Origin of the sequence: Plantibacter elymi (nom. nud.) (assembly GCF_900177795.1) — a bacterium.
GTDB lineage: Bacteria > Actinomycetota > Actinomycetes > Actinomycetales > Microbacteriaceae > Plantibacter > Plantibacter elymi.
In genome coordinates, this window is sequence record NZ_FXWJ01000005.1 from 154,318 (window position 1) to 176,590 (window position 22,273).

A 22,273-nucleotide genomic window follows, 5' to 3' on the forward strand; every position below is an offset into this window, starting at 1 on the left:
GACCGGCTCAGTCGAAGGACCGCACGAAGCAGTCGAGGCCGGGTCTGCCGTCCCAGGAAGCGACCGCGACGAAGCCGGACCGCCGGTAGAGCCCGATCGCGGCCGAGCGCCAGTGCCACACCGAGAGACGCACCGCGTCGTCGCCCCGCTGCCGCGAGACGGTCGTCGCGGCCTCGAGCAGGGTTGCGGCCACGCCCCTGCGACGAGCGTCGGGGGCGACCCAGAGCCGCTTGAGCTCCGGCGACGGGCCGTCCGTCAGGACGACGCAGCCGAGCACCCGGTCGTCCTCGACGGCCAGGAGGATCTCGTCGGAGGCGAAGGCGGTGCTCGGGTCGGTGATCTCGGTCCGGTAGCGGTCGGGGAGGGTGATCGTCGGAGTGGGCTCGTCCGGACGCGGCGCTCGGCCGACGAGTTTCTCGTACTCGGTCCGGCGGTGGTACTCCTCGAGGAGCTCGGCGAACCGTTCCCGGTGATGAGCCGGAGCATCCGCCCACCGTTCCACGACGATCATGCATGGCTCGTCTCGTCGAGTCCGAGGACGAGCAGCAGCCGGTCCAGCGCGGCGAGCTGGGCCGCGGCGTCGTAGTGGTCGTCGTCGGCCGTGCTCAGGGTGCTGACGCCCTCGATGAATCCGACGACGACGGTGGCCGTCGCGGCGACCTCGGCCTCGGTGAGCTCGGGGCGGATCTCGGCCACGAGGCGCCGGGTGCGCGCGACGAACACGCCATGACCCGCACGGTGCCGTTCGGCCAGCACCTCGTCGTCGAGCGCCGCCGCGAGGTAGCCGAGCCAGACGCGGGCCTCCTGGCGCGTCTCGTCCGTGAGGGACAGGGCCTGCCGGAGGACTGCGTTCAGAGCGTCACGCGGGGTCTCGGCTGCGGCTTCGAGCGCCTCGGTCCGCTCCGCCGTCCGCTCGTGGAGCAGGTCGCGAGCGTGCAGGAGGAGCGCGCGCTTGTCGGGGAAGCGATGCAGGACGAGGCCCGTCGTGCACCCGGCTTGCTCCGCGACCGCGCGGAGGGTCAACCCGTGCGGCCCTCGTTCACCCAGCACCTCCCAGACCGCGTGCGAGATCCGTGCCTGGGCATCGGGGTCCTTCGTCCTGGCCATGTCGTCACCACCTCGGAACCGATGTTACCGTAATGCTTGTTACGGAATGACTGGAGGATGCGCATGACGATCACGATCAGCCGGGTGGCCTGGGACGATGAGGCGGGAACCGTCCTGCGGGCCGCCCAACGCCGCGAACTCGACGCACGCTACGGGAGCGACGATCACGAACCCGGCACGCCGCCGACCGCAGCCGACATCACGCTCTTCCTGGTCGCCACCGACGTCGACGGCGTCCCGCTCGGCTGCGGCGGTCTGCGGATGCTCGGCGAGGACCGCGCGGAGATCAAGCGCATGTTCGTCGTGCAGCATGCCCGGGGGACCGGCGTCGCCACCGCGCTCCTGCGGGCACTGGAGGACGAAGCGCGTTCACGTGGTCTCAGCGAACTCCTCTTGGAGACGGGCACGGAGCAGCCGGACGCGATGCGCTTCTACGAGCGCGAGGGATACCACCCGATCGACGCGTTCGGGCCGTACGTCGACGAGCCGCAGTCGCGCTGCTACGCGCGCAGCCTCACCTGAAGCGGCGTCAGCCCTCGAGCGAGGCGAAGCGTTCGATGTCGGCCGACGTGCCGGAGACGATGATGAGGTCGTGGTTCGACACGACGGTGTCGGCGGTGGCGTAGGTGAAGGGCTTCCCCGGTGACTTCACCCCGACGACCGTAATCCGATACTTCGTCCGGACGCCCGACTCCGTCAGGTTCAGCCCGCGGATGGGCTTCGGCGGGTACATCTTGACGAGCGCGAAGTCGTCGTCGAACTGGATGAAGTCGAGCATGCGCCCCGACACGAGGTGGGCGACGCGTTCGCCGGCCTCGCGCTCGGGGTAGATGACGTGGCTCGCCCCCACCCGGGCGAGGATCTTGCCGTGCGACTGCGAGACCGCCTTGGCCCAGATCTGCGGGATCTTGAGGTCGACGAGGTTGGCGGTGATGAGCACGCTCGCCTCGATCGAGGAGCCGACCGCGACGACCGCGACCGAGAAGTCCTGCGCGCCGATCTGCCGCAGTGCCTCGATGTTCTTCGCGTCGGCCTGCACGGTGTGCGTGACCCGGTCGGACCACTTCTGCACGAGATCGGAGTTGTCGTCGATCGCGAGCACCTCGCGGTCGAGTCGGTCGAGTTCGCCGGCGCAGGCCGCACCGAACCGACCGAGTCCGATGACGAGGACCGGGGCGTCGTGCTTGATGCGGTCAACCAACGATGGGCCTCTCTTCGGGTCGTTTGAACAGCTGGCCGCTCTGACTCGCGGCCACGGCTGCAGCGAGTGTCACTGTACCAACGCGGCCCAGGAACATGGTGACGGCGAGGACGTACACCCCGGCGTCGGGCAGGTCCGCGACGAGTCCGGTGCTCAGCCCGACGGTCGCGAAGGCGGAGATGACGTCGAACAGCACGTGGTCGAGCGGGGCCTTGGTCATCTGCAGGATGACGATCGTCGACAGGGCGACGATCGTCGCACCCCAGAGGACGACGCTCACCGCGACGCGGAGCACGTCCTGCGGGATCCGGCGGCGGAAGACCTCCACGCCCTCGCGGCCCCGGGCCTCCGCGAACGCCGCCAGGAACAGGACGGCGAGCGTCGTGACCTTGATCCCGCCGGCGGTCGAGGCGGAACCACCGCCGATGAACATGAGCATGTCGGCGACGAGCAGGGTCGAGCCGTTGAGGTCGCCGATGTCCACGGTGGAGAAGCCGCCCGACCGCGTCATGGCCGACAGGAAGAACCCCTGGAAGATCGTGTCCCAGAGGTTCCACTTGTTCCAGGTCTCGGGGTTGTTGAACTCGAGCAGGATGAACGCGAGCGCCCCGGCGAAGAACAGGATGATCGTCGTGACGAGCGTGAGCTTGACGTGCAGCGACCATCGGCTCGGCCGACGGAAGTTCCGGCTCAGTGCGTAGATGACCGGGAAGCCGATGCTGCCGAGGAAGACCCCGAGCATGAGGATGCTGAGGAACCAGTAATCGTTCTCGAAGGCCGCGAGGCCCTCGGCGTTCGGCGTGAAGCCGGTGTTGGTGAAGGCCATGGCCGCGTAGTAGACGCTGTTCCAGGCGGCGTCCCAGGGGTTGATGCCGTCGAGCAGCATGCGCGGGAAGAGCAGGACCGCCAGAGCCGCCTCGATCACGAGGGCGCTGACGGCGACGGTGACGAGCAGGTTGCCGATCTCCCCGAGGCGGACCGCCTGACCCTCGGCCACGGGACCGTGGTGCGACCGCAGGGGGTTCGTGTCGCTCGCCGCCATGAGCTTCTGGCGGAGCCCGAGTCGTCGGGCGATCACGAACCCGAGGATCGAGGCCAGAGTCAAGACGCCGAGGGCGCCGATCTGGACGCCGATGAACACGAGCACGTGACCGAACAGCGACCAGTGCGTGGCCATGTCGACGGTCGAGAGCCCGGTGACGCAGATGACGGAGACGGCGGTGAAGAGGGCGTCGGCGATCGGGGTCACCTGGCGGTCGGCGCTCGCGATGGGGAGCGAGAACAGCATCGTGAAGACGAAGATCAGGAAGCTGAACACGAGGATGGCGAACCGGGAGGTCGACTTCGCGGCGAAGTCGCTGACGGCTTCCCTGACCCTCGCGAGGCCGTGGCGCACGATGATCTCGGGACGACGCCCCATGGCATTGCCGCTCATCTGACCCCTCAACACCTCAGGACTGCGCCGGAGGCAATGGTACTCCGTGCGCTCCATCACTATCGTTGGACCATGGCCGACATTTTCGACGTGATCGCTGACACCACCAGGCGGGACATCCTCGCGCTGCTGCTCGAACGGCACGGTGGCACCGGGACGAGCGTCTCCGAGATCGTCGCGCAGCTCGGCCTCAGCCAACCGACGGTGTCGAAACACCTCAAGGTCCTGCGCGAAGCAGAGCTCGTGGAGGTACGCGAGGAGGGCCAGCACCGCTACTACAGCCTGGACTCGGCGCCGCTCGAGGATGTGGAGGACTGGCTCATCCCGTTCCTCAGCGTCGACTATCAGGACGACGGTGTCGATTTCGCGGCGCTGTCGCTGCCGGACCAGGCCAAGGCGGTCGCGGGATCGGTCGGCAAGGTCGCTGCGGACGTGACCCACGCCGTGCAGTCGGTCACGAAGAAGCTGCGCCCGTAGCCCGGCCCCATATCGTTCACACAGGGGATGTACAGGACGGCCGTCGGCCATCTAGAGTTGCCCTGCGGCGTTCCGGTCCTCGGAGCGCCGTTCAAGCGGGTTTCCAGAGGCGCAGGAGGGGTTCGATGACGCAGGACACTGCCGACGTCCGCTTCCTCACCGTGGCCGAAGTCGCCGAGATGATGCGGGTGTCCAAGATGACCGTGTATCGCCTGGTGCATTCGGGGGAACTCCCGGCCATCCGGTTCGGGAAGTCGTTCCGGGTGCCGGAGACCGCCGTCGACGCCGTCCGGCAGCGCCCGGTCGCCGACGTCGGCTGAGGCGTTTCCCGCTCCTAGCAGCCTGCAGGCGTACGGCGTGTGAACGACGCGCGCTGCAATCGGCTAGACTGGCAACAAGACTTGTTCTCTTCGGTCGCGATCCCTGCGGCCAAGCCCCCCAATTCTGTGAGGTAAATCCGTGGGTTCTGTTATCAAGAAGCGCCGCAAGCGTATGGCGAAGAAGAAGCACCGCAAGCTGCTTCGCAAGACCCGTCACCAGCGCCGCAACAAGAAGTAGCCGGCTGCTCCGTTCGGAGCGCCTGACGACTCTTCGTCCACCGGAAGCGCCTGCCCATTGGGGTACGGCGCTTTCTGGCGTTGTCGAGGTGATCGTCTCGTTCGCCGGTCGTGGCGTGTGGGCTCCGTGGGTCGAGCGGCGTCGAGGTTCCTCCACAGGCGAGGCCGTACGGGACTGATCCACAGCGCGTCGCGGCACGCGGTCCGTCGTCCCGAGATCGTCGGCGGTCCTTCGTAGGTTCGTCGCATGACCCGCGATCTCCCGCCAACCGTCCGCCGCAACCGACGCGAGCTCGCGTACCGGGTGCCGTTCGTCGTCGAACGAGACGACGCACCTCGCTATCGACTCCGGAACGTCGGTGACGAAGCCGTCCACTGGGTCGTGCTGCGCCTGATCGGGCCTGGATTCCTCGCTCCACTGGAACCGTGTCGCCTGACGCCGGGGAGCGCCCTGGAGTTCGAGGTGTTGGGCACCGAGCTGGCCCGCGCGACCAGTGTGCAGGTGTCCTGGTTCCGTCCCGGTGGTCACCAGTACCTCTGGCGGGTCACCTTCTGATGGACGCCAGCGGGTGGAGGGGAGTGGTCTCCGACGCGCGGGTCAGCGTTCCTGGTCGCGGCGAGCGGCCAGCAGATCGCGCGCCGTCAGCTTGTGCGCCCGCCCCGGGTACATGTCGGCGTTGAGGCCGGTGATGAACGGGGCCGGGTCGAGGTCGAGCGCGGTACTCAGTCGGACGAGCGTCTCCACGCTCGGGTGCACCTGCCCTCGCTCGATCTTGCCGATGTTCGTCCAGTGCATCCCGGCCAGCACGCCCAGGTCCTCGAGGGTCAGCTGTCGCTCGTTGCGGGCGGCCCGCAACCGCTCGCCGAGGATGGTCGCGGCTTCCGAATGTGTAGGCATCACTCAATGACAACGGACCTCGACCGGCGCATGCCAGAGTGTCTGAGTCCGGTGGATTCAACACATATGGTTCTCAACCCTGGGTTCAACGGCATCATCATCCCGGCATCGTGTCAGATGTCTCCGTGAAACACCACATGTGTCGGCTCCCCGGACGTGCTGCGACCTCGGGCACCCCGTACAGTTGAGGAGGTGTCCACTCTGCACGTCACGCTCATCGGCAAGCCCGGCTGTCACCTCTGCGACGACGCCCGTGCCGTGATCGACGAGGTGGTCGCAGGCCTCCCGTCCGACGGCCCGACGATCGAACGCGAGGAGCTCTCGATCCTCGATGATCCCGCGCTCCACGACCGCCACTGGGAGGAGATCCCCGTCGTCCTCATCGACGGCAGGGTCCACAACTACTGGCGGATCGACCCCGACCGCCTGCGGTCCGCGTTGCTCGCCGACTGATCCGCACGTCCATCCATCCACATCGACCCTTGGGGGCCCAGTGACCATCCGCCACATCGTCAGTTGGAAGCTGGCAGCAACGGACGACGCCGAGCGCGACGCGGCGTTCGCCACGATGCAGTCCGAACTCGAGGCACTCGCCGGGTTCATGCCGGACGACATCGAGCGCCTCCAGGTCGGACGCAACATCGCCTACCCCGAGAGCAACTGGGACGTCGTGCTGGTCGGTGACTACCCGAGCCTCGAAGCGCTGGAGCGGTACCAGGTCCACCCGGAGCACGTCCGCGTGGTGCAGATCGTCCGTCAGCTCGTCGTCGAGCGCTCCGCGGTCGACTTCCAGCTCGACTGAGCCCGGCGCCCGCAGGACTCAGGCCATGACACCGACGGCGACGGTGCCGTCGAGCTCGTCGTCGCGGACGATCGACGCCGTGAGGCCCGCTGCCCGCATGAGCGCGGCGGTCTCGGGGGCCTGACGTTCGCTCGTCTCGATCAGGACGGCGCCGGTCGGCGCAAGCCAGTCCGGGGCCAGCGCGATGATCCGACGCTGCACGTCGAGACCGTCGGCACCACCGTCGAGGGCGATCGCGGCCTCGTGCTCCCGAGCCTCCGGGGGCATCGTCGCCATCGACGCCGTCGGGACATAGGGGGCGTTCGCGAGCAAGAGGTCGACGCGCCCCGCGAGCGCCCCGGGGAGCCCGTCGAACAGGTCTCCGGGCAGGGCGTGCCCACCGAGCGGCCCGAGGTTGCGTCGTGCGCAGTCCACCGCCGCGAGGTCGATGTCCGACGCCCAGACGTCGATCGGGTCGGGCGCCTCGGTGAGGAGGGCACTCCCGACAGCCGCGGCGCCGCAGCAGAGCTCGACGACCACCGAACCGTTCCGGAGGCGCGGCAGGGCGGCGTCGACCAGGAGCTCGGTCCGTCTCCTCGGCACGAAGACCCCGTCCTCGACGACCACCCGGCGTCCTCGGAACGCGACCCAGCCGAGGACGTGTTCGAGCGGCCGGCCGGCGACCCGTGCCGCGACCATCCGTTCCAGTCGATCCGGATCGTCCGACTCGGCGAGGAGCAGCGCCGCCTCGTCCTCGGCGAAGACGCACCCCGCCGCACGAAGGCGCAGGACCACGGATTCGGCGGTCGCGTTCATCTGGCTCACCCCTCGCTCACGTGCGAGGGCGCCGCACGGCCGGTGCGAGTCAGGCTACCGTCGCGTTCGGGCACGCACCAGAGCGGTGGTCAGAGCTGTTCTGCGGCGGCGAGCACGCCGGGCAGCCAGGCGAGCGCGACGTCCTTCTTGCGCTCGAACCCGCCGTCGTCGTGCAGACCGAACTCGCCGAAGCGGGTCGCGCCGTGCTCGGTGAGGATGGCGTCGAGCAGCGAGCTGCCCTGGTTGTACGTGTCCTCGTAACTGCTGTCGCCCAGCCCGAAGATGGCGTACCGGAGCCCGTCGAGCTCCACGTCGGACTCCTCGAGCGCCTCGTAGAAGATCTGGCCGGTCTCACCGAGCAGGCCGTCGCCGTACGTCGAGGTGATGAAGATGTGGATCTCGTCGGTCGACAGCTCGGCGGGGTCGACGTCGCCGAGGTCGACGACGCGCCACTGGTGCTGTGAGCCGATGGCCTTGCCGATGTCGCCGGCGAGGCGTTCGGCGTTGCCGGATTCGGTCCCGTACAGGATGACGATCTGCATGGCGTCCTTCTTGCGGGGTTACGGGGCGAGGCGGGTCGGGCCGCGGAACAGGTAGGTGACCTCGCGGATGGAGGTCTCGTGCAGCATGAGCATGAGCACACGGGCGAGGCCCATGCCGAAGCCGCCATGCGCCGGGACGCCGTAGCGGAAGAAGTCGAGGTAGAACTCGAGCTCCTCGGGCTCCAGGCCCTTCTCCTTGGCCTGCTCGACGAGGACGTCGACGCGGTGTTCGCGCTGCGCGCCCGTGGAGATCTCGACGCCGTTGTAGATGAGGTCGTAGCTGTTGGTGAGCGAACCGTCCTCGGCGTTGCGCATGTGGTAGAACGGCCGGATGCTCGACGCGTAGTCGGTCAGGAACACGAAGTCGTGACCGAAGGTCTCCTTGACGTAGGCAGCGATCTGACGCTCGCCCTCGGGGTCCATGTCGTCGTCGGCGCGGGGGATCTCGTAGCCGCGCTCGGCGACGATGCGCTTGGCCTCGGCCAGCGGGATGCGCGGGAACGGACGGGACGGGACCTCGAGCTCGATGCCGAAGAGCTCGGCGATCTGCTCGCCGTGCTTCTCCTTGACCGCCGTGAAGCCGGCGACGAGGAGCTCCTCGTGCAGCTGCATGACGTCCTCGTGGGATTCGATCCAGCTGATCTCGGCGTCGACGCTCGTGAACTCGGTCGCGTGTCGGCTGGTGAACGAGGGGTCGGCGCGGAATGCCGGTCCGACCTCGAACACCTTGCCGAAGCCGGCGGACTGCGCCATCTGCTTGAAGAACTGCGGCGACTGCGCAAGGTACGCCTTGCCCTCGAAGTAGTCGACCTCGAAGAGCTCGGCGCGCGACTCGCTCGCGCTGGCCATGAGCTTCGGGGTGTGGATCTCGATGAAGTCGTTGTCGATCCAGTACTGACGCAGGGCGTGCTCGAACGTGGTCTGGATGCGGAAGATCAAGGCCTGCTTCGGCTGCCGCAGGTCGAGGAAGCGCCAGTCGAGCCGCTTGTCGAGCGAGGAGTCCGCAGCGATCGGCGTCTCGGGGTTGGCCGCGGTGACGACCTCGAGCGTCGCGACCTTGACCTCGATGCCGCCGAGCTTGACGCGCTCGTCGTGCTTGAGCTCGCCGGTGACGGTGATGAAGGAGCCGTGTGCGAGGGCGGAGATGGCCTCGGTGGTGGCGAAGCGCTCGGCGGAGCCCTCGACCTCCGGGTCGACCTCGCGGACAGCCGGGTTCACCAGCTGGACGGCGCCGCTCTCGTCGCGGAGGACGACGAACTGCACCTTCTTCTGGTCGCGGACGGTCTCGACCCATCCGGAGACGGTGACGGGACCGTCGGACAGGGCGGCCAGGTTCTTCACAACGACGCGTTCACTCACCCCGACAGCTTAGCCGTCGCTCGTGGCTCGGACCTGGACGGAGGTCACGGTGAATCCGCAGCTTGGGGAAACGTACACTTGAAGGGTGGTAGCCGACCAGATCCATCTCGTGCGTCACGGCGAGGTGCACAATCCTTCTCGTGTGCTCTACGGTCGACTCCCCGCATTCCGACTGTCGGAGCTCGGCGAGCGCATGGCGCAGGCCGCCGCGGACGACCTCGTGAGCCGTGATCGCACGGTGGGTGCGCTCTACGCGTCGCCGCTGCAGCGCACCCAGGAGTCCGCAGCGCCGGTCGCCGCCGCGTTCGGCCTCGCCGTCGTCTCCGAGCCGCGCGTGATCGAACCGTTCAACGAGTTCGAGGGCAAGCGCATGAGCCGCGCCCTGAAGAACCCGCTCAACTGGCCCAAGCTCCGGAACCCGTCCCGCCCGAGCTGGGGCGAGCCGTACGCGTCGATCGTCAACCGCATGACCGCGGCCGTCGAGGACGCTTGGCGCGCGACGCCGTCGGGCGACGTCGTCATCGTCAGTCACCAGCTGCCGATCTGGATGCTGCACAGCTCCGTCGTCGGGGCGCCGTATCGTCACGACCCGCGGAAGCGGCGGTGCGCCCTGTCGAGCATCACCACCTTCGAGCGGACCGAGCAGGGCTTCGTCGAGGTCGGCTACGTCGATCCGGCCGCCCGTCTGTCGTCCGGCGCGACCGATGTCGGGGCCGTCTGATGGCCCGCCGATCGAGGGCGTTCGCCGTCGCCGCCGTGCTGGCCGTCGGGGCACTCCTGCTCACGGCGTGCGGGAGCGACCCGCTCGCCGAGCAGTACCGCGAGGGCAGTAGCAAGGGGTACGTCGCGGGCGACGGCAGCGTGACCGAGGTCGCCCTCGACGACCGCGGTGAGTCGATCAGCTTCTCGGGCGTCGGCGAGGACGGCGAGCAGATCTCCTCCGCGGACCACGCGGGCCAGGTCCTCGTCGTGAACTTCTGGTATGCCGCCTGCGCCCCCTGCCGCGCGGAGGCGAAGGACCTGCAGGCGCTCAACGAGGCCTACACCGACCAGGGCGCCACCTTCATCGGCGTCAACGTCCGCGATACCGCCGACACCGCGAAGGCGTTCAACGGCACCTTCGGCATCACCTACCCCTCCATCCTCGACGTCGACAGCGGGGAGGCGAAGCTCGCCTTCACGGGCAGTGTCCCGCCGAACGCGGTGCCGACCACCATCGTCCTCGACGCCGAAGGTCGGGTCGCCGCACGCATCCTCGGGCAGCTGCAGGACCGCACCATCCTCGACACCCTCATCCGCGACACGATCGCCGAGAGCGCCCCAGAGTGAGCCCCGGCGAGCTCGTCTACGGCGGCCAGCTCCTCGTGGCGATCCCGATCGCCATCGCGGCCGGTCTGCTGTCCTTCCTCTCGCCGTGCGTCCTGCCGCTCGTCCCCGGCTACCTCGGATACGTCGGCGGCATGACGACGGTCGAGGAGGGGCGCTCCGGTGCGGGCCGCCGCCGCGTGCTGCTCGGCGTCAGTCTCTTCATCCTCGGCTTCACCGTCGTGTTCGTGGCGATCGCGGCGTTCGTCGGAACGATCGGCGCCTGGTTCGTCGAGTGGGAGGGCGTCATCACCCGCGTCCTCGGCGCGGTCGTCATCCTCATGGGGCTCATCTTCATCGGGCAGTTCTCGCGGCTGCAGCGCACGGTGCGCACCAGCTGGGCACCCGCCACCGGCCTCGCCGGCGCGCCGCTGCTCGGCTTCGTCTTCGCCATCGGCTGGACGCCCTGCCTCGGCCCGACCCTCACCGCGATCAGCGCGCTCTCGCTCTCGGGCGGCTCCGCCTGGCGCGGGGCGCTCCTCGGGCTGTTCTACTGCCTCGGTCTCGGCATCCCCTTCCTGCTCGTCGCGCTCGGACTCGGTTGGGTCACGGGGTCGTTGGCGTTCCTCAAACGGCACATCCGCACGATCAACATCATCGGCGGCGTGCTCCTCATCGTGATCGGTGTGTTGATGGTGTCTGGTCTCTGGTCCGCTTGGATGTACTCGTTGCAGGGGGTGATGAGCGGCCTTGTCACGCCCCTCTGATCACATCGATTCCGCCGCACCGGCTCCGGCCGACGGCATCAACCAGCCGAAACTCGGCTTCGTCGGCTGGCTCCGCTTCTTCTGGCGTCAGCTCACGAGCATGCGCACGGCGCTGTTCCTGCTCCTCCTCCTCGCGATCGCCGCGGTGCCCGGTTCGCTGGTCCCGCAACGGTCGAGCGACCCGAACGGCGTCACCCAGTACTTCACCGACAACCCGGACCTCGCGCCGATCCTCGACAAGGTGCAGGCGTTCGACGTCTACAGCTCGGCCTGGTTCTCCGCGATCTACCTGCTGCTGTTCATCTCGCTCATCGGTTGTGTGATCCCGCGGACGAAGCACCACTGGCTCGCCCTGCGCTCCCGCCCGCCGCGGACGCCCGCGCGCCTGTCACGGCTCTCCGCGTTCGAGCGTCGCAGCGACGACAGCGGCGCGACCGCCACCGAGCTCATCGACGACGCGACGAAGCAGTTGAAGCGCCAGGGCTACCGTGTCGAGCGCTACGACGCCGAGGGATCCGCATCGGTGTCCGCCGAGCGCGGCTTCCTCCGTGAGACCGGCAACCTCGTCTTCCACTCGGCTCTCGTCGGCATCCTCGTGACGGTCGGCTTCGGCGGCGGCTTCGGGTTCTCCGGTCAGCGCGTGCTCGTCGAGGGTCAGACCTTCGTCAACACCCTGCTCGACTACGACTCGTTCAACCCCGGCCGCTTCTTCAACGAGTCGGAACTGGCCCCCTACAAGTTGACGCTCGACGAGTTCGGCGTCACCTACGAGACCGAGAACCTCGACGCGTACGGTCAGGCGATCGACTACCGCGCGAAGGTCACGACGACCTCGCCCGGCGGGAAGCCGCAGGACGCGACGATCAAGGTCAACGATCCGCTGCGGTTCGAGGGCACCGACGTCTACCTGCTCGGCAACGGCTACGCGCCGACGATCACCGTGCGCGACCCCGAGGGCAAGGTCGTGTTCAGCGACTCCATCCCCTTCCTGCCGCAGGACGCCCAGCTCACCTCGCTCGGCATCGTCAAGGTCCCGGACGGACTGGCGGAGCAGCTCGGCATGATCGGGTTCTTCTACCCGACGCAGGCCGCGTCCAAGCCGCCGTTCTTCTCGTCCTACCCCGACCTCGCCTACCCGGTGCTGACGCTCAACGTCTACTCCGGCGACCTCGGGATCAACGCCGGTGCTCCGAAGTCGGTCTACGCGCTCGACGTCGACGACATGAAGCAGCTCACGGGCGGCGACACCGGCGTCGAGTCGATCGAACTCACGCCGGGGCAGATCACCGACCTGCCGAATGGACTCGGCACGGTGTCCTTCGACAACGTCGCCGCCAACCCGTCGACCGAGAACTACGCCGGCTCCGTCAAGCGGTTCGCCTCGTTCGACGTGCACCACGACCCGACCCAGCTGTGGGTGCTCGCGTTCGCCATCCTCGCCCTGTCCGGCCTCATCACCTCGCTCTTCGTCGCCAGACGTCGCGTCTGGGTGAAGGCCGTGACCGGGAGCGACGGCACCGTCTCCCTTGAATACGCCGGGCTCGCCCGCGGCGAGGACCCCGGCCTCGAAGCGGCCGTCGCGGCGATCGCAGAAGCGCACAGTCCAACGCCTGTCCCGTCCGAACCCGAAGGTAGAATCACCCCGTGACCCTCGTCGAAATCTCGAACCTCTGCCTCTGGTCGGCCGTCGCCGTCTACGCACTGGCGTTCATCGCCTTCACGTTCGACCTCGCGCGCCGCAGCGCCGAGGTCACCGCGGCGATCGACGCGGCCGAGCGGGCCGAGCTGGAACGTTCGGCAGCCGCCGAGGAACGCGTCGGTGCACTCACCTCCGCCTCGGCGCGGACCGCTGCACCGATCGTCACGAGCGACGGTGTCCCGCGCAAGACCCGCCGTCCCTCGGACGAGCCCGAGCAGCAGGCGTCGCGCAAGTCGCCGAGCCTCCGGGTCGGGGTCTCGCTCACGGTCATCGCCTTCCTCCTCCACCTCGTTGCGGACGTGACGCGCGGTATCGCCGCCGGTCGTGTCCCGTGGGCGAACATGTACGAGTTCGCGATGACGGGCACGCTGCTCATCGTCGCGGTGTTCCTCGTGGTCATCGCGCGGGTGGACCTCCGGTTCCTCGGTAGCTTCGTGATCGGCCTCGTGACCGTGCTCCTCGGCCTCGCGACCGCGAACTTCTACGTCGAGGTCGTCCCGCTGCCGCCGGCGCTGCAGTCGGCGTGGCTCGTCATCCACGTGTTCGTCGCGAGCCTCGGCACGGCGTTCTTCGCCATCGGCTTCGCGTTGAGCGTCGTGCAGCTCCTGCAGGGGCGTCGCGAGCGCCGGCTCGGGCTCGTGCAGCCGGCCCAGGGCTCAGGGCGTCTCCGCTTCCTGCTCACCCTCCCGAACGCGGAGCGCCTCGAGAACCTCGCCTACCGCGTCAACATCATCGGCTTCATCTTCTGGACGTTCACGCTCATGGCCGGTGCCATCTGGGCGGAGCGCGCCTGGGGTCGGTACTGGGGCTGGGACACCAAAGAGGTGTGGACCTTCATCATCTGGGTGATCTTCGCCGGCTACATCCACGCCCGGGCGACGCGCGGCTGGCGCGGATCACGCGCGGCCACGCTCGCGATCATCGGCTTCAGCGCCGTGATGTTCAACTTCGTCGTCGTGAACGTGTTCTTCAAGGGTCTGCACGCCTACAGCGGCCTGTAGGACCCTGCACCGGTCCTCAGCCCAGTAACGCGTGGGTGCGGCGGAGCCGGTCGAGCCACCACGCCGTGCGCTCCGGTGACGCCGTGAAGTGCTCGAGGAGATCGACGTCCACCTCGACGCGCCGGACGGCGATGCCGCCGTCCACGGGATCGAGCGGCGCGGTCGTCACATCGCCGCCGAGGAGCGCGGTGGTGGCGAGGCCGCAGTCGTAGTCGAGTTCCGGCAGGGCCGCCGCGAGGTGGGCACCCATGGAGATGCCGACGGAGGTGTCCAGCGCGCTCGAGACGACGATCGGCAGGCCGGCCTCGCCCGCGATGCGGAGCGCGGCGTGCACGCCGCCGAGCGGCTGCGCCTTCACGACGAGCAGGTCGGCGGCGCCGGCGCGAGCCACGGCCAGGGGGTCCTCGGCTTTGCGGACGCTCTCGTCCGCCGCGATGGCGACGTCCAGGGAGGAGACCCGTTCACGGATCTCGGCAAGTTCCGCGACGGTCGCGCAGGGCTGCTCGACGTACTCGAGGTCGAAGGGTTCGAGGGCGCGGATGGCGTGTTCGGCCTCGTCGACGTTCCAGTTGGTGTTGGCGTCCACGCGCAGTCGACCCTCGGGCCCGATGGCCCGCCGGACGGCGGCGACGCGCGCGACGTCGTCGGCGAGCACCTGCCCGCGCTCGGCCACCTTCACCTTCGCGGTCCGGCAGCCCGGGAAGCGGGAGAGGATCGACGGCACGTCCGCCGCGTCCACCGCCGGGACCGTCGCGTTCACGAGGATACGATCCCGGTGGAGGGGCGGGAGGTCCGACCAGCCGAAGTCGATGGCGGCCCGGAGCCAAGCGGCCGACTCCTGGTCGTCGTACTCGACGAAGGGGGAGAACTCCGTCCACCCGGCGGGCCCACGGAAGAGGACGGCCTCGCGGGTGTCGATGCCCCGGAACCGGACGCGGAGGGGGATGGAGACCACACGGGCGGTGGCGAGGACGTCGTCGAGGGTCGCTTGCATGTCCCCATCCTGCACCCGGACGTCGGAAGCCGTCGCGGGACGCCCGTGACACAATCGATCCCGTGCCGCTGTTCTCCCGACGCAAGCCGCCGCCCGGCGATCGGCGAAGCGTGCCCGCGGACGAACCCACTGCCTTCTCGGTGCCCGAGCCGATCTTCGAGCCGAGCCCCGAGGCCGAGGTGCTCCCGGTGATCGAGGAATCGCCCGGCGGATCCTCCGACGAGCCGCGCGATCCGAACGCCCCGCCGATCCCCGGGGCGCCGCCGGCAGCCGCGTCCTCGGCCGCGCCAGCACCGGCCACCCCGGAACGCACGCCCGAGGAGCTGGAGGCGGAGACCGCAAGGTTCCGTCGTCCGGGGTCCCGAGGGCGACGGACGCCACGGCAGCCCGCATCGCGGAAGCCGTCGTCGCGCCGTCAACGGAAGTCGGCGGAGCGCGCGGCCGCCTCGCAACCCGAGTCCACGGCGATCCCGGCCGATGACGGCGAGCGGAGTCCGGCGGCCCACCCGCCTGCCGCCGGTGCATCCCCGACGGGTCGGGACGAGCTCGGCGCACGGAGTCGGGGTGTCGTCGCCTCCTTCTCGCCGCTCGCCCTGCTCGGCGCGGTGGTGGCCGTCACCCTTTTCACCGTCCTGCTGGCCGTGAGCTACCGGCCCGGCGAGGGGGCCTGGGCCATCCTCGTGGCGTTCGTCCTCGTCGTCGTGGTGCAGATCGTGCTGCTCATCGGGAGTGTCATCGTCATCCGCCGGAAGGTGCGGCGCCGCTGGGGCGTGCTGGCGTTGGTGCTTCTCCTCGTCGTCAACCCGGGCACCGCGATGGCGGTCAGCGCCCTCTCCACGGACCGGGCAGGGGGTGGCTCCTCCGTCGGCGGCAGCGGTGACGAGGAGCACGACCCGATCTGGGACACCTACCCGGGATCCGCCTACGTCGATGCGAAGGAGACCCTCGACGGGCCGAGCTACGAGGACTTCGTCGGGACGTCCGACGAGATGCTCGCGGAGATCCGGACGGCGTTGACCGCCGAGTTCGGCTTCGACTGGGTGGAGCGACAGCCCGCCGAGACGGAGGTCGATCAGAACGGGTACGGCGGGGACTCCATGCTCTTCGAGTACACGGCACCGGTGTGGCAGACGACGACGACCGTGCGCACCTTCGAGGAGAAGTCGCGGGTGGTCGAGCTGATCCGGCAGGTCCTGCTCCGCTACGGCATCGCGAACCTCGACATGCAGAACGCACCGTCCTCCTGGCGTGAGCCGGGCGAGCTCACCGAGCGGTACGGCGGCGAGACCCTCGACACGCAGGCGCTGTGGGACCTGCACACCTACAACGCCATCACGGGGGCCGGCGACTTCCGGACGAGCATCGTCGATCTCACGCTCGATTCGGCCGGCACGGTCGCGAAGGACCGTGAGTTCGACGTCGACTACTACGACATGGCGGCGGAGGGTGTCGAGCTGCACCTCGACTCCTATGCGCTCCTGAAGGAGGCAGACCGCGCCGACTACCTGGAGGCGCTCAAGCCCTATGCGGACCTCGACAAGCCGAAGTAGTGCCTAGGCTGGACGCATGAGCGATCGAGTGTCCGAACTGTTCGACCCGGAGATCTGGGACGTCGTACCGGGGTTCGAGGACCTCACCGATCTGACGTACCACGTGGCGCGCGAGGGCGGCTTCGTGCGCATCGCGTTCGACCGCCCAGAGGTGCGCAACGCCTTCCGCCCGCACACCGTCGACGAGCTGTACCGCGCGCTCGACCACGCGCGCCAGAGCCCGACGGTCGGCGTGGTGCTGCTCACCGGCAACGGTCCGAGCGCGAAGGACGGCGGCTGGGCGTTCTGCTCGGGCGGCGACCAGCGCATCCGCGGTCGCGACGGCTACCGCTACGCGAGCGACGACGCCGCAGACGACGAGACGGCGAGCGGCATCGACGCCGCGCGCAACGGGCGCCTGCACATCCTCGAGGTCCAGCGCCTCATCCGCTTCATGCCGAAGGTCGTCATCAACCTCGTTCCCGGGTGGTCTGCGGGCGGCGGGCACTCCCTCGGCGTCGTGTGCGACCTGTCGATCGCGAGTCGAGAGCACGCGCGGTTCAAGCAGACCGACGCCGACGTCGGTTCCTTCGACGCGGGGTACGGGAGCGCGTACTTCGCCAAGCAGGTGGGCCAGAAGTTCGCCCGTGAGGTGTTCTTCCTCGCCCAGGAGTACGACGCGGAGCGCGCGCTGCAGGCGGGCGCGATCAACGCGGTCGTCCCGCACGCGGAGCTCGAGCAGACGGGGGTCGCCTGGGCCCGCACCATCCTCGGCAAGTCGCCGACCGCCATCCGCATGCTGAAGTTCGCGTTCAACGCCGTCGACGACGGTCTCGTCGGCCAGCAGGTCTTCGCGGGCGAGGCCACCCGCCTCGCCTACGGCACCGACGAGGCGGTGGAGGGGCGCGACGCCTTCCTGGAGAAGCGTAAGCCGGACTGGGCTCCGTTCCCCTGGCAGTTCTGAGCTCCGTGACGTCGAGGGGTCCGCGGCGCTCCGACGCACCCGGCGTACGCTGAATCCATGACCCGTCAGCTGCTCCCCGTCGACGCGTCCGCCTCGGTGATGCTCGCGGCCCTGGAGACGGCGCTCGACGGTTCCGGACCCGCGGTCCTGCCGATGCAACCCGGATCGTCCGCGGCACCGGCCGTGGTCGACGACCGGGTGGCCCTCGTGATCGAGACGTCCGGCTCGACGGGCGTACCGAAGCGGGTCGCCCTCGCGGCTGACGCCCTCCTCGCGAGCGCGGCCGGTTCCGCAGTGGCCCTGGGCGGCGCTGAGGCCCATCGCCGTTCCTCGCAGTGGATCCTGGCCCTCCCGACGCACTACATCGCCGGCGTGAACGTGCTGCTCCGGTCGATCGTCGCCGGGACCAGGCCGGTCGAGGCCCCGGCGGGATCGTTCGACGCCCGGGCGTTCTGCGGACTCGTCGAGCGGCTCGACGCCGATGCCGGCTTCGCCGCCCTCGTGCCGGCACAACTGCGCATGCTCGTCGACGCCGCCGAGACGAGCGCCTCCGTGCGTGACGCGCTCGCCGGACTCGCCGGGCTGCTCGTCGGGGGACAGGCCACCCCGGTTCCGCTGCTGGAGCGGTCCGCTGCGCTCGGCATCCGCGTCGTGCGGAGCTACGGTTCCAGTGAGACGTCCGGCGGCTGTCTGTACGACGGCGTGCCGTTCCCCGGTGTCGAACCCCGGCTGGTGAACGGAGAGCTCCTCATCGCCGGGCCCGTGCTCGCCGAGGGCTACCTCGGCGAACCGGACCGCACGGCGACCGCCTTCCCGGACGACGGCGGCCGACGGTGGTACCGCACCGGCGACACCGCCGAGTTCGTCGACGGCGTCGTCCGAGTGACCGGGCGGGCGGACAACGTGATCATCAGCGGCGGCGTGAACATCTCCCTCGACCGAGTGCAGGCCGTCGTCCGGTCGGTGCCCGGGCTGGCCGAGGCCGTCGTCGTCGCCGTCCCCGACGAGCGGTTCGGTCAGGCGTCCGCGATCGTGACCGGGGTCGGGACCCCCTCGGACCAACGCGAGGACGACGCGCTGCTGCGGACCGCCCGGCACGCCGTCGCGGAGGCGCTCGGACGCCCTGCGCGCCCCGCCCGACTCGTCCGTCTGGCCGAGCTGCCGCTGCTCGCGAGCGGCAAACCCGACCTCGTCGCACTCCGCTCACGACTGGGTTGAGCCCGTCCTCCGCGTGACCGTGAGGGCCGGTTTGCAGGCGGTTGTCGCATAGGGCATGCTCTCCCATGCGCGTCGACGAGCGACCGCAGCCGGGGGACGACGACAGGTGACAACGGGGACCGACACGGGCGCTGCGCCCACGAGGCCGACCACGGCGTTCCGCGCCGACATCCAGGGGATGCGGGCGCTCGCCGTGACCGCGGTGATCCTCGCCCACGCGACCGGCTGGCCAGCCGGCGGCTTCGTGGGCGTGGACGTGTTCTTCGTGATCTCCGGCTTCCTCATCACCGGGTTGCTCCTGCGCGAGCACGAGCGCTCCGGACGCATCTCCCTGCCGGCCTTCTTCGGTCGGCGGATCAAGCGGATCCTGCCCGCGTCGCTCGTCGTCCTGGCCGCGACCGTCGCGCTGGCGTCCTGGCTCTTCAACGCGCCGCGGGGGCTCACGACCTGGTGGGACGCGGTGTCGGCCGCGCTGCTCGTCTCGAACTGGCGCTTCGAGGCATCGGGAACCGACTACTTCCACGCGACGGACGCCGCGTCGCCGCTGCAGCACTTCTGGTCACTCTCGATCGAGGAGCAGTTCTACCTCGTGTGGCCGGTCCTGCTCCTCGTCCTGCTCGCGGTCGCGGCCCGGGGAACACGACCCGTGCTGCGCTCGCGCATCGTCGTCGGTGGTGTCCTCGTCGTCCTCATCGCGGCCTCGTTGGCCGTCGCCGTGTGGCAGTCCGGGGCGGCTCCGCAGGCCGCCTACTTCGCGACCGGCGCGCGGGTCTGGGAGCTGGGGGCCGGCGCACTCCTGGCCGTGTCCGCTCCGCTCCTCGGCCGGCTGCCGCTGGCGCTCCGGGTGGTCGCCGGATGGGCGGGGCTCGTCGGCATCGTCGCGTCCGCGCTGCTCATCACCGGGTCGATCGGGTTCCCCGGCCCCTGGGCGGTCGCCCCCGTCGCCGCCGCGATGCTGCTCATCGCCGCCGGGACCGGAGCCGGCCCGGCGTACTCGCGCTGGATGTTCCCGCTCGCGAACCCGCTGAGCCGTGGCGTCGGAGCGATCTCCTACTCGCTCTACCTCTGGCACCTCCCGATCCTCGTCTTCGTGCCGATGCTCGTCCCCGACACCGCCCTCAGCTCTGTCCCGGGGATGCTCGGGCTCATCCTCGGGGTCTCGGTGCTCTCCTTCCTGCTCATCGAACAGCCGTTGCACCGCACGCCGCTCGTGGGTTCTTTCGACGGCGACCGCGACGCACGCGACGCCGCCTGGACCGCCTGGCGCGAACGGTTCGCCTCCCAGTTCCTGTACTCGGCGGTCGGACTCGTGATCGTCGCCGGGCTCGCGGTGATCGCCATCGGTCCCGCGCTCCGCATGCCGGTCACCACCGGGGGACCGGCGGCCGTCGCGGCACCGGCCGGAGACCCGCTCCAGGGCATCGCCGCCGAGCTGCAACTCGCGAGCCAGGCCTCCGCGTGGCCCGACAACCTCTCGCCGAGCCTCGACGACGCGATCCGCGCGACCTCGAGCACCAACCCCGCCCGGGCCTGTTTCGACCTGGGTTCGACGCCAGACGACGGTTCGTGCACCTGGGGTGATGCGTCCGCGCCGAAGCACGTCTACCTCGTCGGCGACTCGACCGCGCTCGCCTACGCGCCGGCGTTCCGCGCGATCGCGGATCAGAGCGGTGGGGCGGTGCGGATCACCACCATCGGCCTCTACGGGTGCCGTTTCACGCAGGACCTCATCCAGAACAGCGGCGCCGGGGTCATGGACGACTGCCCGACGCGCAAGCACGACATCGCCGAACGCATCGCCGCGGACCAGCCCGACCTCGTGATCGTCTCGAACGCGTTCGCCGCAGGCCGCACCACCGACGGCCGATCGCTCGACACGACGTCGATGGTCGCGTCGGCGCTCGCCGAGACGGCGGGGTATCAGGTCCCCGGCCGCGTCGTGTTCCTCGCGCCGCCGCCGCTCGGTGCGGATCTCGGTTCCTGCTACTCGCGGGTGTCCAGCCCGCAGGACTGCGCCGTCGGCGTCGACGCGGCCTGGAACGACTTCGCCGCGGCGACCGAGTCGGCGGCGGGAGCAGCCGGGGAGCGCTTCGTCTCGTCGCTCCCGTTCAGCTGTTCGGAGGGCGTGTGCCCGGCGTTCGCGGGGACGACGCCGACGAAGTACGACAGCGTGCACCTCACCCCGGCGTTCGCCGAGCACATCGCTCCGGCGATCCTCCAGACGCTCCAGGCCGCCGGGGCCCTGTGACGCCGTCCGCCCTGAGGCGCCGCGGGTAGACTCGCCGTCGTGGCACATGGAGCACGGCCGGCAGCGCCGAAACAGCAGAAGACGTCCGCACAGCGCCCCACGGCGGGTCGTGGCGCGAACGGTGGACGATCGGGCAACCCCGCACGCGGTGGCGGTCGCAAGGTCCCGCTCGCGAAGCCGGCGACCTTCGGCGATTGGGTCGGGGCGGCGCGGATCCGTACGCTGCCGATGGCCGTCGCCCCCGTGCTCATCGGCACCGGCGCCGCGACGATCATCGCGGGACCCGGCGTCTACCACCCGGTCCGGGCGCTGCTCTGCCTCGTCGTCGCGCTCGCGCTGCAGATCGGCGTCAACTACGCCAACGATTACTCCGACGGCATCCGCGGAACGGACGACCTGCGGGTCGGCCCGAGCCGACTGACCGGTTCCGGCGCGGCGAAGCCCAAGACGGTCCTGGCCGTCGCGCTCGTGTTCTTCGGTATCGCGGCGGTCGCTGGCATCGTCCTCACGATCCTCACCCAGTTCTGGTGGCTGCTCCTCGTCGGGGCGGTCGCGATCGTCGCCGCCTGGTTCTACACGGGCGGGAAGCGGCCCTACGGGTACTTCGCGCTCGGCGAGGTCTTCGTCTTCGTGTTCTTCGGCCTCGTCGCCACGCTCGGCACGACCTTCGTCCAGGTCGGGACGGTGAACCAGGAGGCATGGTTCGGCGCGATCGGCGCTGGCCTCATCGCCTGCGCGGCGCTCGTCGTCAACAACCTCCGCGACCTCGAACAGGACAAGGCGGTCGGGAAGCGCACCCTGTCGACGTTCATCGGCAGGATCGCGTCGAAGGTGCTCTACTGCGTCCTGCTGCTCGTGCCGTTCGGCATCGCCGCGTTCCTCGCGCTCTTCTACCCGATCGCCTGGTTCGCGATGTTCGCACTGCTGGCCGCCATCCCGGCATGCGTGATCGTGCTGTTCTCCACGACGGCCAGGGAGCAGATCCTGGCGCTCAAGCTGACGGGGCTCGTGCAGCTAGCGTTCGGGGTGATCCTCGGTCTGGCGTTCTTCACCACGCCCGCGCTGATCGGCAGCTGACGACGCTTCCGGTGTCGCCGCGCTCGCATCGAGCGCCGCGTCCTCGGAGTCCTCGTCGTCGTGCGGCGTCGGCTTGTCGCCGTGCCGACGGGCGTACAGCTCCTGCGCGACGGTCTCCCGCGGGGTGCGCAGAAAGATGTAGGACACGCAGAGCCCGATGATCGCGGCGATGATCGCGGCGACCCAGGGCTGCAGACCCGTGAGGAAGACGAGGAGCAGGAGCGGCACCACGAAGGCCAGCAGGCGGAGGATGGTGTACCGGACGGCGGCGGGAACGCGTTTCACCAGACAAGTCTAG

At 69.6% G+C, this 22,273-nt stretch carries 27 protein-coding genes; 17 read left to right on the forward strand and 10 right to left on the reverse strand.

Annotated elements, in window-relative coordinates:
* Positions 1-7: 7 nt before the first annotated feature.
* Both CCK91_RS15945 and CCK91_RS15950 read right to left on the reverse strand, forming a co-directional pair.
* Positions 8-511 (reverse strand): GNAT family N-acetyltransferase, encoded by a 504-nt coding sequence (locus CCK91_RS15945; RefSeq protein ID WP_086474859.1) that lies wholly within the window; start codon positions 509-511, stop codon positions 8-10.
* A complete protein-coding gene (locus tag CCK91_RS15950; protein ID WP_086474860.1) occupies positions 508-1,107 on the reverse strand; it encodes a TetR/AcrR family transcriptional regulator in 600 nt (199 codons plus the stop codon). The genes CCK91_RS15945 and CCK91_RS15950 overlap by 4 nt, the downstream gene beginning before the upstream one ends.
* A gap of 63 nt (positions 1,108-1,170) precedes the next feature.
* Here CCK91_RS15950 and CCK91_RS15955 point away from each other — a divergent pair, with 63 nt between their 5' ends.
* Entirely contained in the window at positions 1,171-1,629 is a 459-nt protein-coding gene (locus CCK91_RS15955) for a GNAT family N-acetyltransferase (RefSeq protein ID WP_086474861.1), read from the forward strand.
* Between the two features lie 7 nt (positions 1,630-1,636).
* Here CCK91_RS15955 and CCK91_RS15960 read toward each other — a convergent pair whose 3' ends face one another.
* Positions 1,637-2,308: a potassium channel family protein gene (locus CCK91_RS15960; protein ID WP_056013885.1), complete on the reverse strand. Its 672-nt coding sequence runs from the start codon at positions 2,306-2,308 to the stop codon at positions 1,637-1,639.
* Entirely contained in the window at positions 2,301-3,743 is a 1,443-nt protein-coding gene (locus tag CCK91_RS15965) for a TrkH family potassium uptake protein (protein ID WP_079003294.1), read from the reverse strand. Before CCK91_RS15965 ends, CCK91_RS15960 begins: the two co-directional genes overlap by 8 nt.
* A 72-nt stretch (positions 3,744-3,815) precedes the next feature.
* Here CCK91_RS15965 and CCK91_RS15970 point away from each other — a divergent pair, with 72 nt between their 5' ends.
* From CCK91_RS15970 to CCK91_RS15985, 4 genes are all read left to right on the forward strand, one after another.
* Positions 3,816-4,220 carry an ArsR/SmtB family transcription factor gene (locus CCK91_RS15970; protein ID WP_064294613.1) on the forward strand — a complete coding sequence of 135 codons (405 nt, stop codon included), beginning with the start codon at positions 3,816-3,818 and terminating at the stop codon, positions 4,218-4,220.
* 125 nt (positions 4,221-4,345) lie between these two features.
* Complete coding sequence (locus tag CCK91_RS15975; RefSeq protein WP_079706638.1) at positions 4,346-4,540, forward strand: helix-turn-helix domain-containing protein; 195 nt, start codon at positions 4,346-4,348, stop codon at positions 4,538-4,540.
* A gap of 139 nt (positions 4,541-4,679) precedes the next feature.
* A complete protein-coding gene (locus tag CCK91_RS15980) occupies positions 4,680-4,778 on the forward strand; it encodes a 30S ribosomal protein bS22 (protein ID WP_003792170.1) in 99 nt (32 codons plus the stop codon).
* Between the two features lie 246 nt (positions 4,779-5,024).
* Positions 5,025-5,333 carry a hypothetical protein gene (locus tag CCK91_RS15985; protein ID WP_086474862.1) on the forward strand — a complete coding sequence of 103 codons (309 nt, stop codon included), beginning with the start codon at positions 5,025-5,027 and terminating at the stop codon, positions 5,331-5,333.
* Positions 5,334-5,375: 42 nt separating this feature from the next.
* Here the strand turns inward: CCK91_RS15985 and CCK91_RS15990 are convergent, their stop codons facing one another.
* Positions 5,376-5,675, reverse strand: coding sequence for a helix-turn-helix domain-containing protein (locus tag CCK91_RS15990; protein ID WP_064294610.1), 300 nt, complete (start codon positions 5,673-5,675; stop codon positions 5,376-5,378).
* A gap of 192 nt (positions 5,676-5,867) precedes the next feature.
* Here CCK91_RS15990 and CCK91_RS15995 point away from each other — a divergent pair, with 192 nt between their 5' ends.
* The gene (locus CCK91_RS15995) at positions 5,868-6,128 is read left to right on the forward strand and encodes a glutaredoxin family protein (protein WP_064294609.1); all 261 of its coding nucleotides are present in this window, start codon (positions 5,868-5,870) and stop codon (positions 6,126-6,128) included.
* A gap of 40 nt (positions 6,129-6,168) precedes the next feature.
* The gene (locus CCK91_RS16000; protein WP_085514006.1) at positions 6,169-6,477 is read left to right on the forward strand and encodes a Dabb family protein; all 309 of its coding nucleotides are present in this window, start codon (positions 6,169-6,171) and stop codon (positions 6,475-6,477) included.
* 18 nt (positions 6,478-6,495) lie between these two features.
* Here the strand turns inward: CCK91_RS16000 and CCK91_RS16005 are convergent, their stop codons facing one another.
* The 3 genes from CCK91_RS16005 to aspS form a co-directional block, all read right to left on the reverse strand.
* On the reverse strand, positions 6,496-7,272 hold the full coding sequence (locus CCK91_RS16005; protein ID WP_086474863.1) for a putative protein N(5)-glutamine methyltransferase: 777 nt from the start codon (positions 7,270-7,272) through the stop codon (positions 6,496-6,498).
* Between the two features lie 89 nt (positions 7,273-7,361).
* On the reverse strand, positions 7,362-7,814 hold the full coding sequence (locus CCK91_RS16010; RefSeq protein ID WP_086474864.1) for a flavodoxin domain-containing protein: 453 nt from the start codon (positions 7,812-7,814) through the stop codon (positions 7,362-7,364).
* 18 nt (positions 7,815-7,832) lie between these two features.
* Entirely contained in the window at positions 7,833-9,173 is a 1,341-nt protein-coding gene (aspS, locus tag CCK91_RS16015; protein WP_086474865.1) for an aspartate--tRNA(Asn) ligase, read from the reverse strand.
* 85 nt (positions 9,174-9,258) lie between these two features.
* On the opposite strand from aspS, the gene CCK91_RS16020 reads away from it, so the two are divergent.
* The 5 genes from CCK91_RS16020 to ccsB are packed head-to-tail and all read left to right on the forward strand — an operon-like array spanning position 9,259 to position 13,945.
* The gene (locus CCK91_RS16020; protein ID WP_086474866.1) at positions 9,259-9,894 is read left to right on the forward strand and encodes a histidine phosphatase family protein; all 636 of its coding nucleotides are present in this window, start codon (positions 9,259-9,261) and stop codon (positions 9,892-9,894) included.
* Complete coding sequence (locus tag CCK91_RS16025; RefSeq protein WP_086474867.1) at positions 9,894-10,502, forward strand: TlpA family protein disulfide reductase; 609 nt, start codon at positions 9,894-9,896, stop codon at positions 10,500-10,502. Before CCK91_RS16020 ends, CCK91_RS16025 begins: the two co-directional genes overlap by 1 nt.
* Positions 10,499-11,245: a cytochrome c biogenesis CcdA family protein gene (locus CCK91_RS16030; RefSeq protein WP_079706647.1), complete on the forward strand. Its 747-nt coding sequence runs from the start codon at positions 10,499-10,501 to the stop codon at positions 11,243-11,245. The genes CCK91_RS16025 and CCK91_RS16030 overlap by 4 nt, the downstream gene beginning before the upstream one ends.
* Positions 11,229-12,893 carry a cytochrome c biogenesis protein ResB gene (gene resB, locus CCK91_RS16035; protein WP_079003290.1) on the forward strand — a complete coding sequence of 555 codons (1,665 nt, stop codon included), beginning with the start codon at positions 11,229-11,231 and terminating at the stop codon, positions 12,891-12,893. The genes CCK91_RS16030 and resB overlap by 17 nt, the downstream gene beginning before the upstream one ends.
* Positions 12,890-13,945, forward strand: coding sequence for a c-type cytochrome biogenesis protein CcsB (gene ccsB / locus CCK91_RS16040; protein WP_086474868.1), 1,056 nt, complete (start codon positions 12,890-12,892; stop codon positions 13,943-13,945). Before resB ends, ccsB begins: the two co-directional genes overlap by 4 nt.
* A gap of 16 nt (positions 13,946-13,961) precedes the next feature.
* Here ccsB and CCK91_RS16045 read toward each other — a convergent pair whose 3' ends face one another.
* Positions 13,962-14,939 carry an o-succinylbenzoate synthase gene (locus CCK91_RS16045; RefSeq protein ID WP_086474869.1) on the reverse strand — a complete coding sequence of 326 codons (978 nt, stop codon included), beginning with the start codon at positions 14,937-14,939 and terminating at the stop codon, positions 13,962-13,964.
* Between the two features lie 62 nt (positions 14,940-15,001).
* Here CCK91_RS16045 and CCK91_RS16050 point away from each other — a divergent pair, with 62 nt between their 5' ends.
* The 5 genes from CCK91_RS16050 to CCK91_RS16070 all read left to right on the forward strand — a co-directional run bounded on the left by CCK91_RS16050 (position 15,002) and on the right by CCK91_RS16070 (position 21,975).
* Positions 15,002-16,489 carry a hypothetical protein gene (locus tag CCK91_RS16050; RefSeq protein ID WP_086474870.1) on the forward strand — a complete coding sequence of 496 codons (1,488 nt, stop codon included), beginning with the start codon at positions 15,002-15,004 and terminating at the stop codon, positions 16,487-16,489.
* A 16-nt stretch (positions 16,490-16,505) separates the two neighbouring features.
* Positions 16,506-17,432, forward strand: a complete 927-nt coding sequence (locus CCK91_RS16055) for a 1,4-dihydroxy-2-naphthoyl-CoA synthase (protein ID WP_064294597.1) — start codon at positions 16,506-16,508, stop codon at positions 17,430-17,432.
* Positions 17,433-17,489: 57 nt separating this feature from the next.
* Complete coding sequence (locus tag CCK91_RS16060; RefSeq protein WP_086474871.1) at positions 17,490-18,650, forward strand: AMP-binding protein; 1,161 nt, start codon at positions 17,490-17,492, stop codon at positions 18,648-18,650.
* Positions 18,651-18,756: 106 nt separating this feature from the next.
* Positions 18,757-20,898, forward strand: coding sequence for an acyltransferase family protein (locus tag CCK91_RS16065; protein WP_242664579.1), 2,142 nt, complete (start codon positions 18,757-18,759; stop codon positions 20,896-20,898).
* 39 nt (positions 20,899-20,937) lie between these two features.
* On the forward strand, positions 20,938-21,975 hold the full coding sequence (locus CCK91_RS16070; RefSeq protein ID WP_086474873.1) for a 1,4-dihydroxy-2-naphthoate polyprenyltransferase: 1,038 nt from the start codon (positions 20,938-20,940) through the stop codon (positions 21,973-21,975).
* On the opposite strand, the gene CCK91_RS16075 is transcribed toward CCK91_RS16070, so the two are convergent.
* Positions 21,913-22,260, reverse strand: coding sequence for a DUF4229 domain-containing protein (locus CCK91_RS16075; protein ID WP_086474874.1), 348 nt, complete (start codon positions 22,258-22,260; stop codon positions 21,913-21,915). The two genes, CCK91_RS16070 and CCK91_RS16075, sit on opposite strands and share 63 nt — an antisense overlap.
* Positions 22,261-22,273 lie beyond the last annotated feature (13 nt).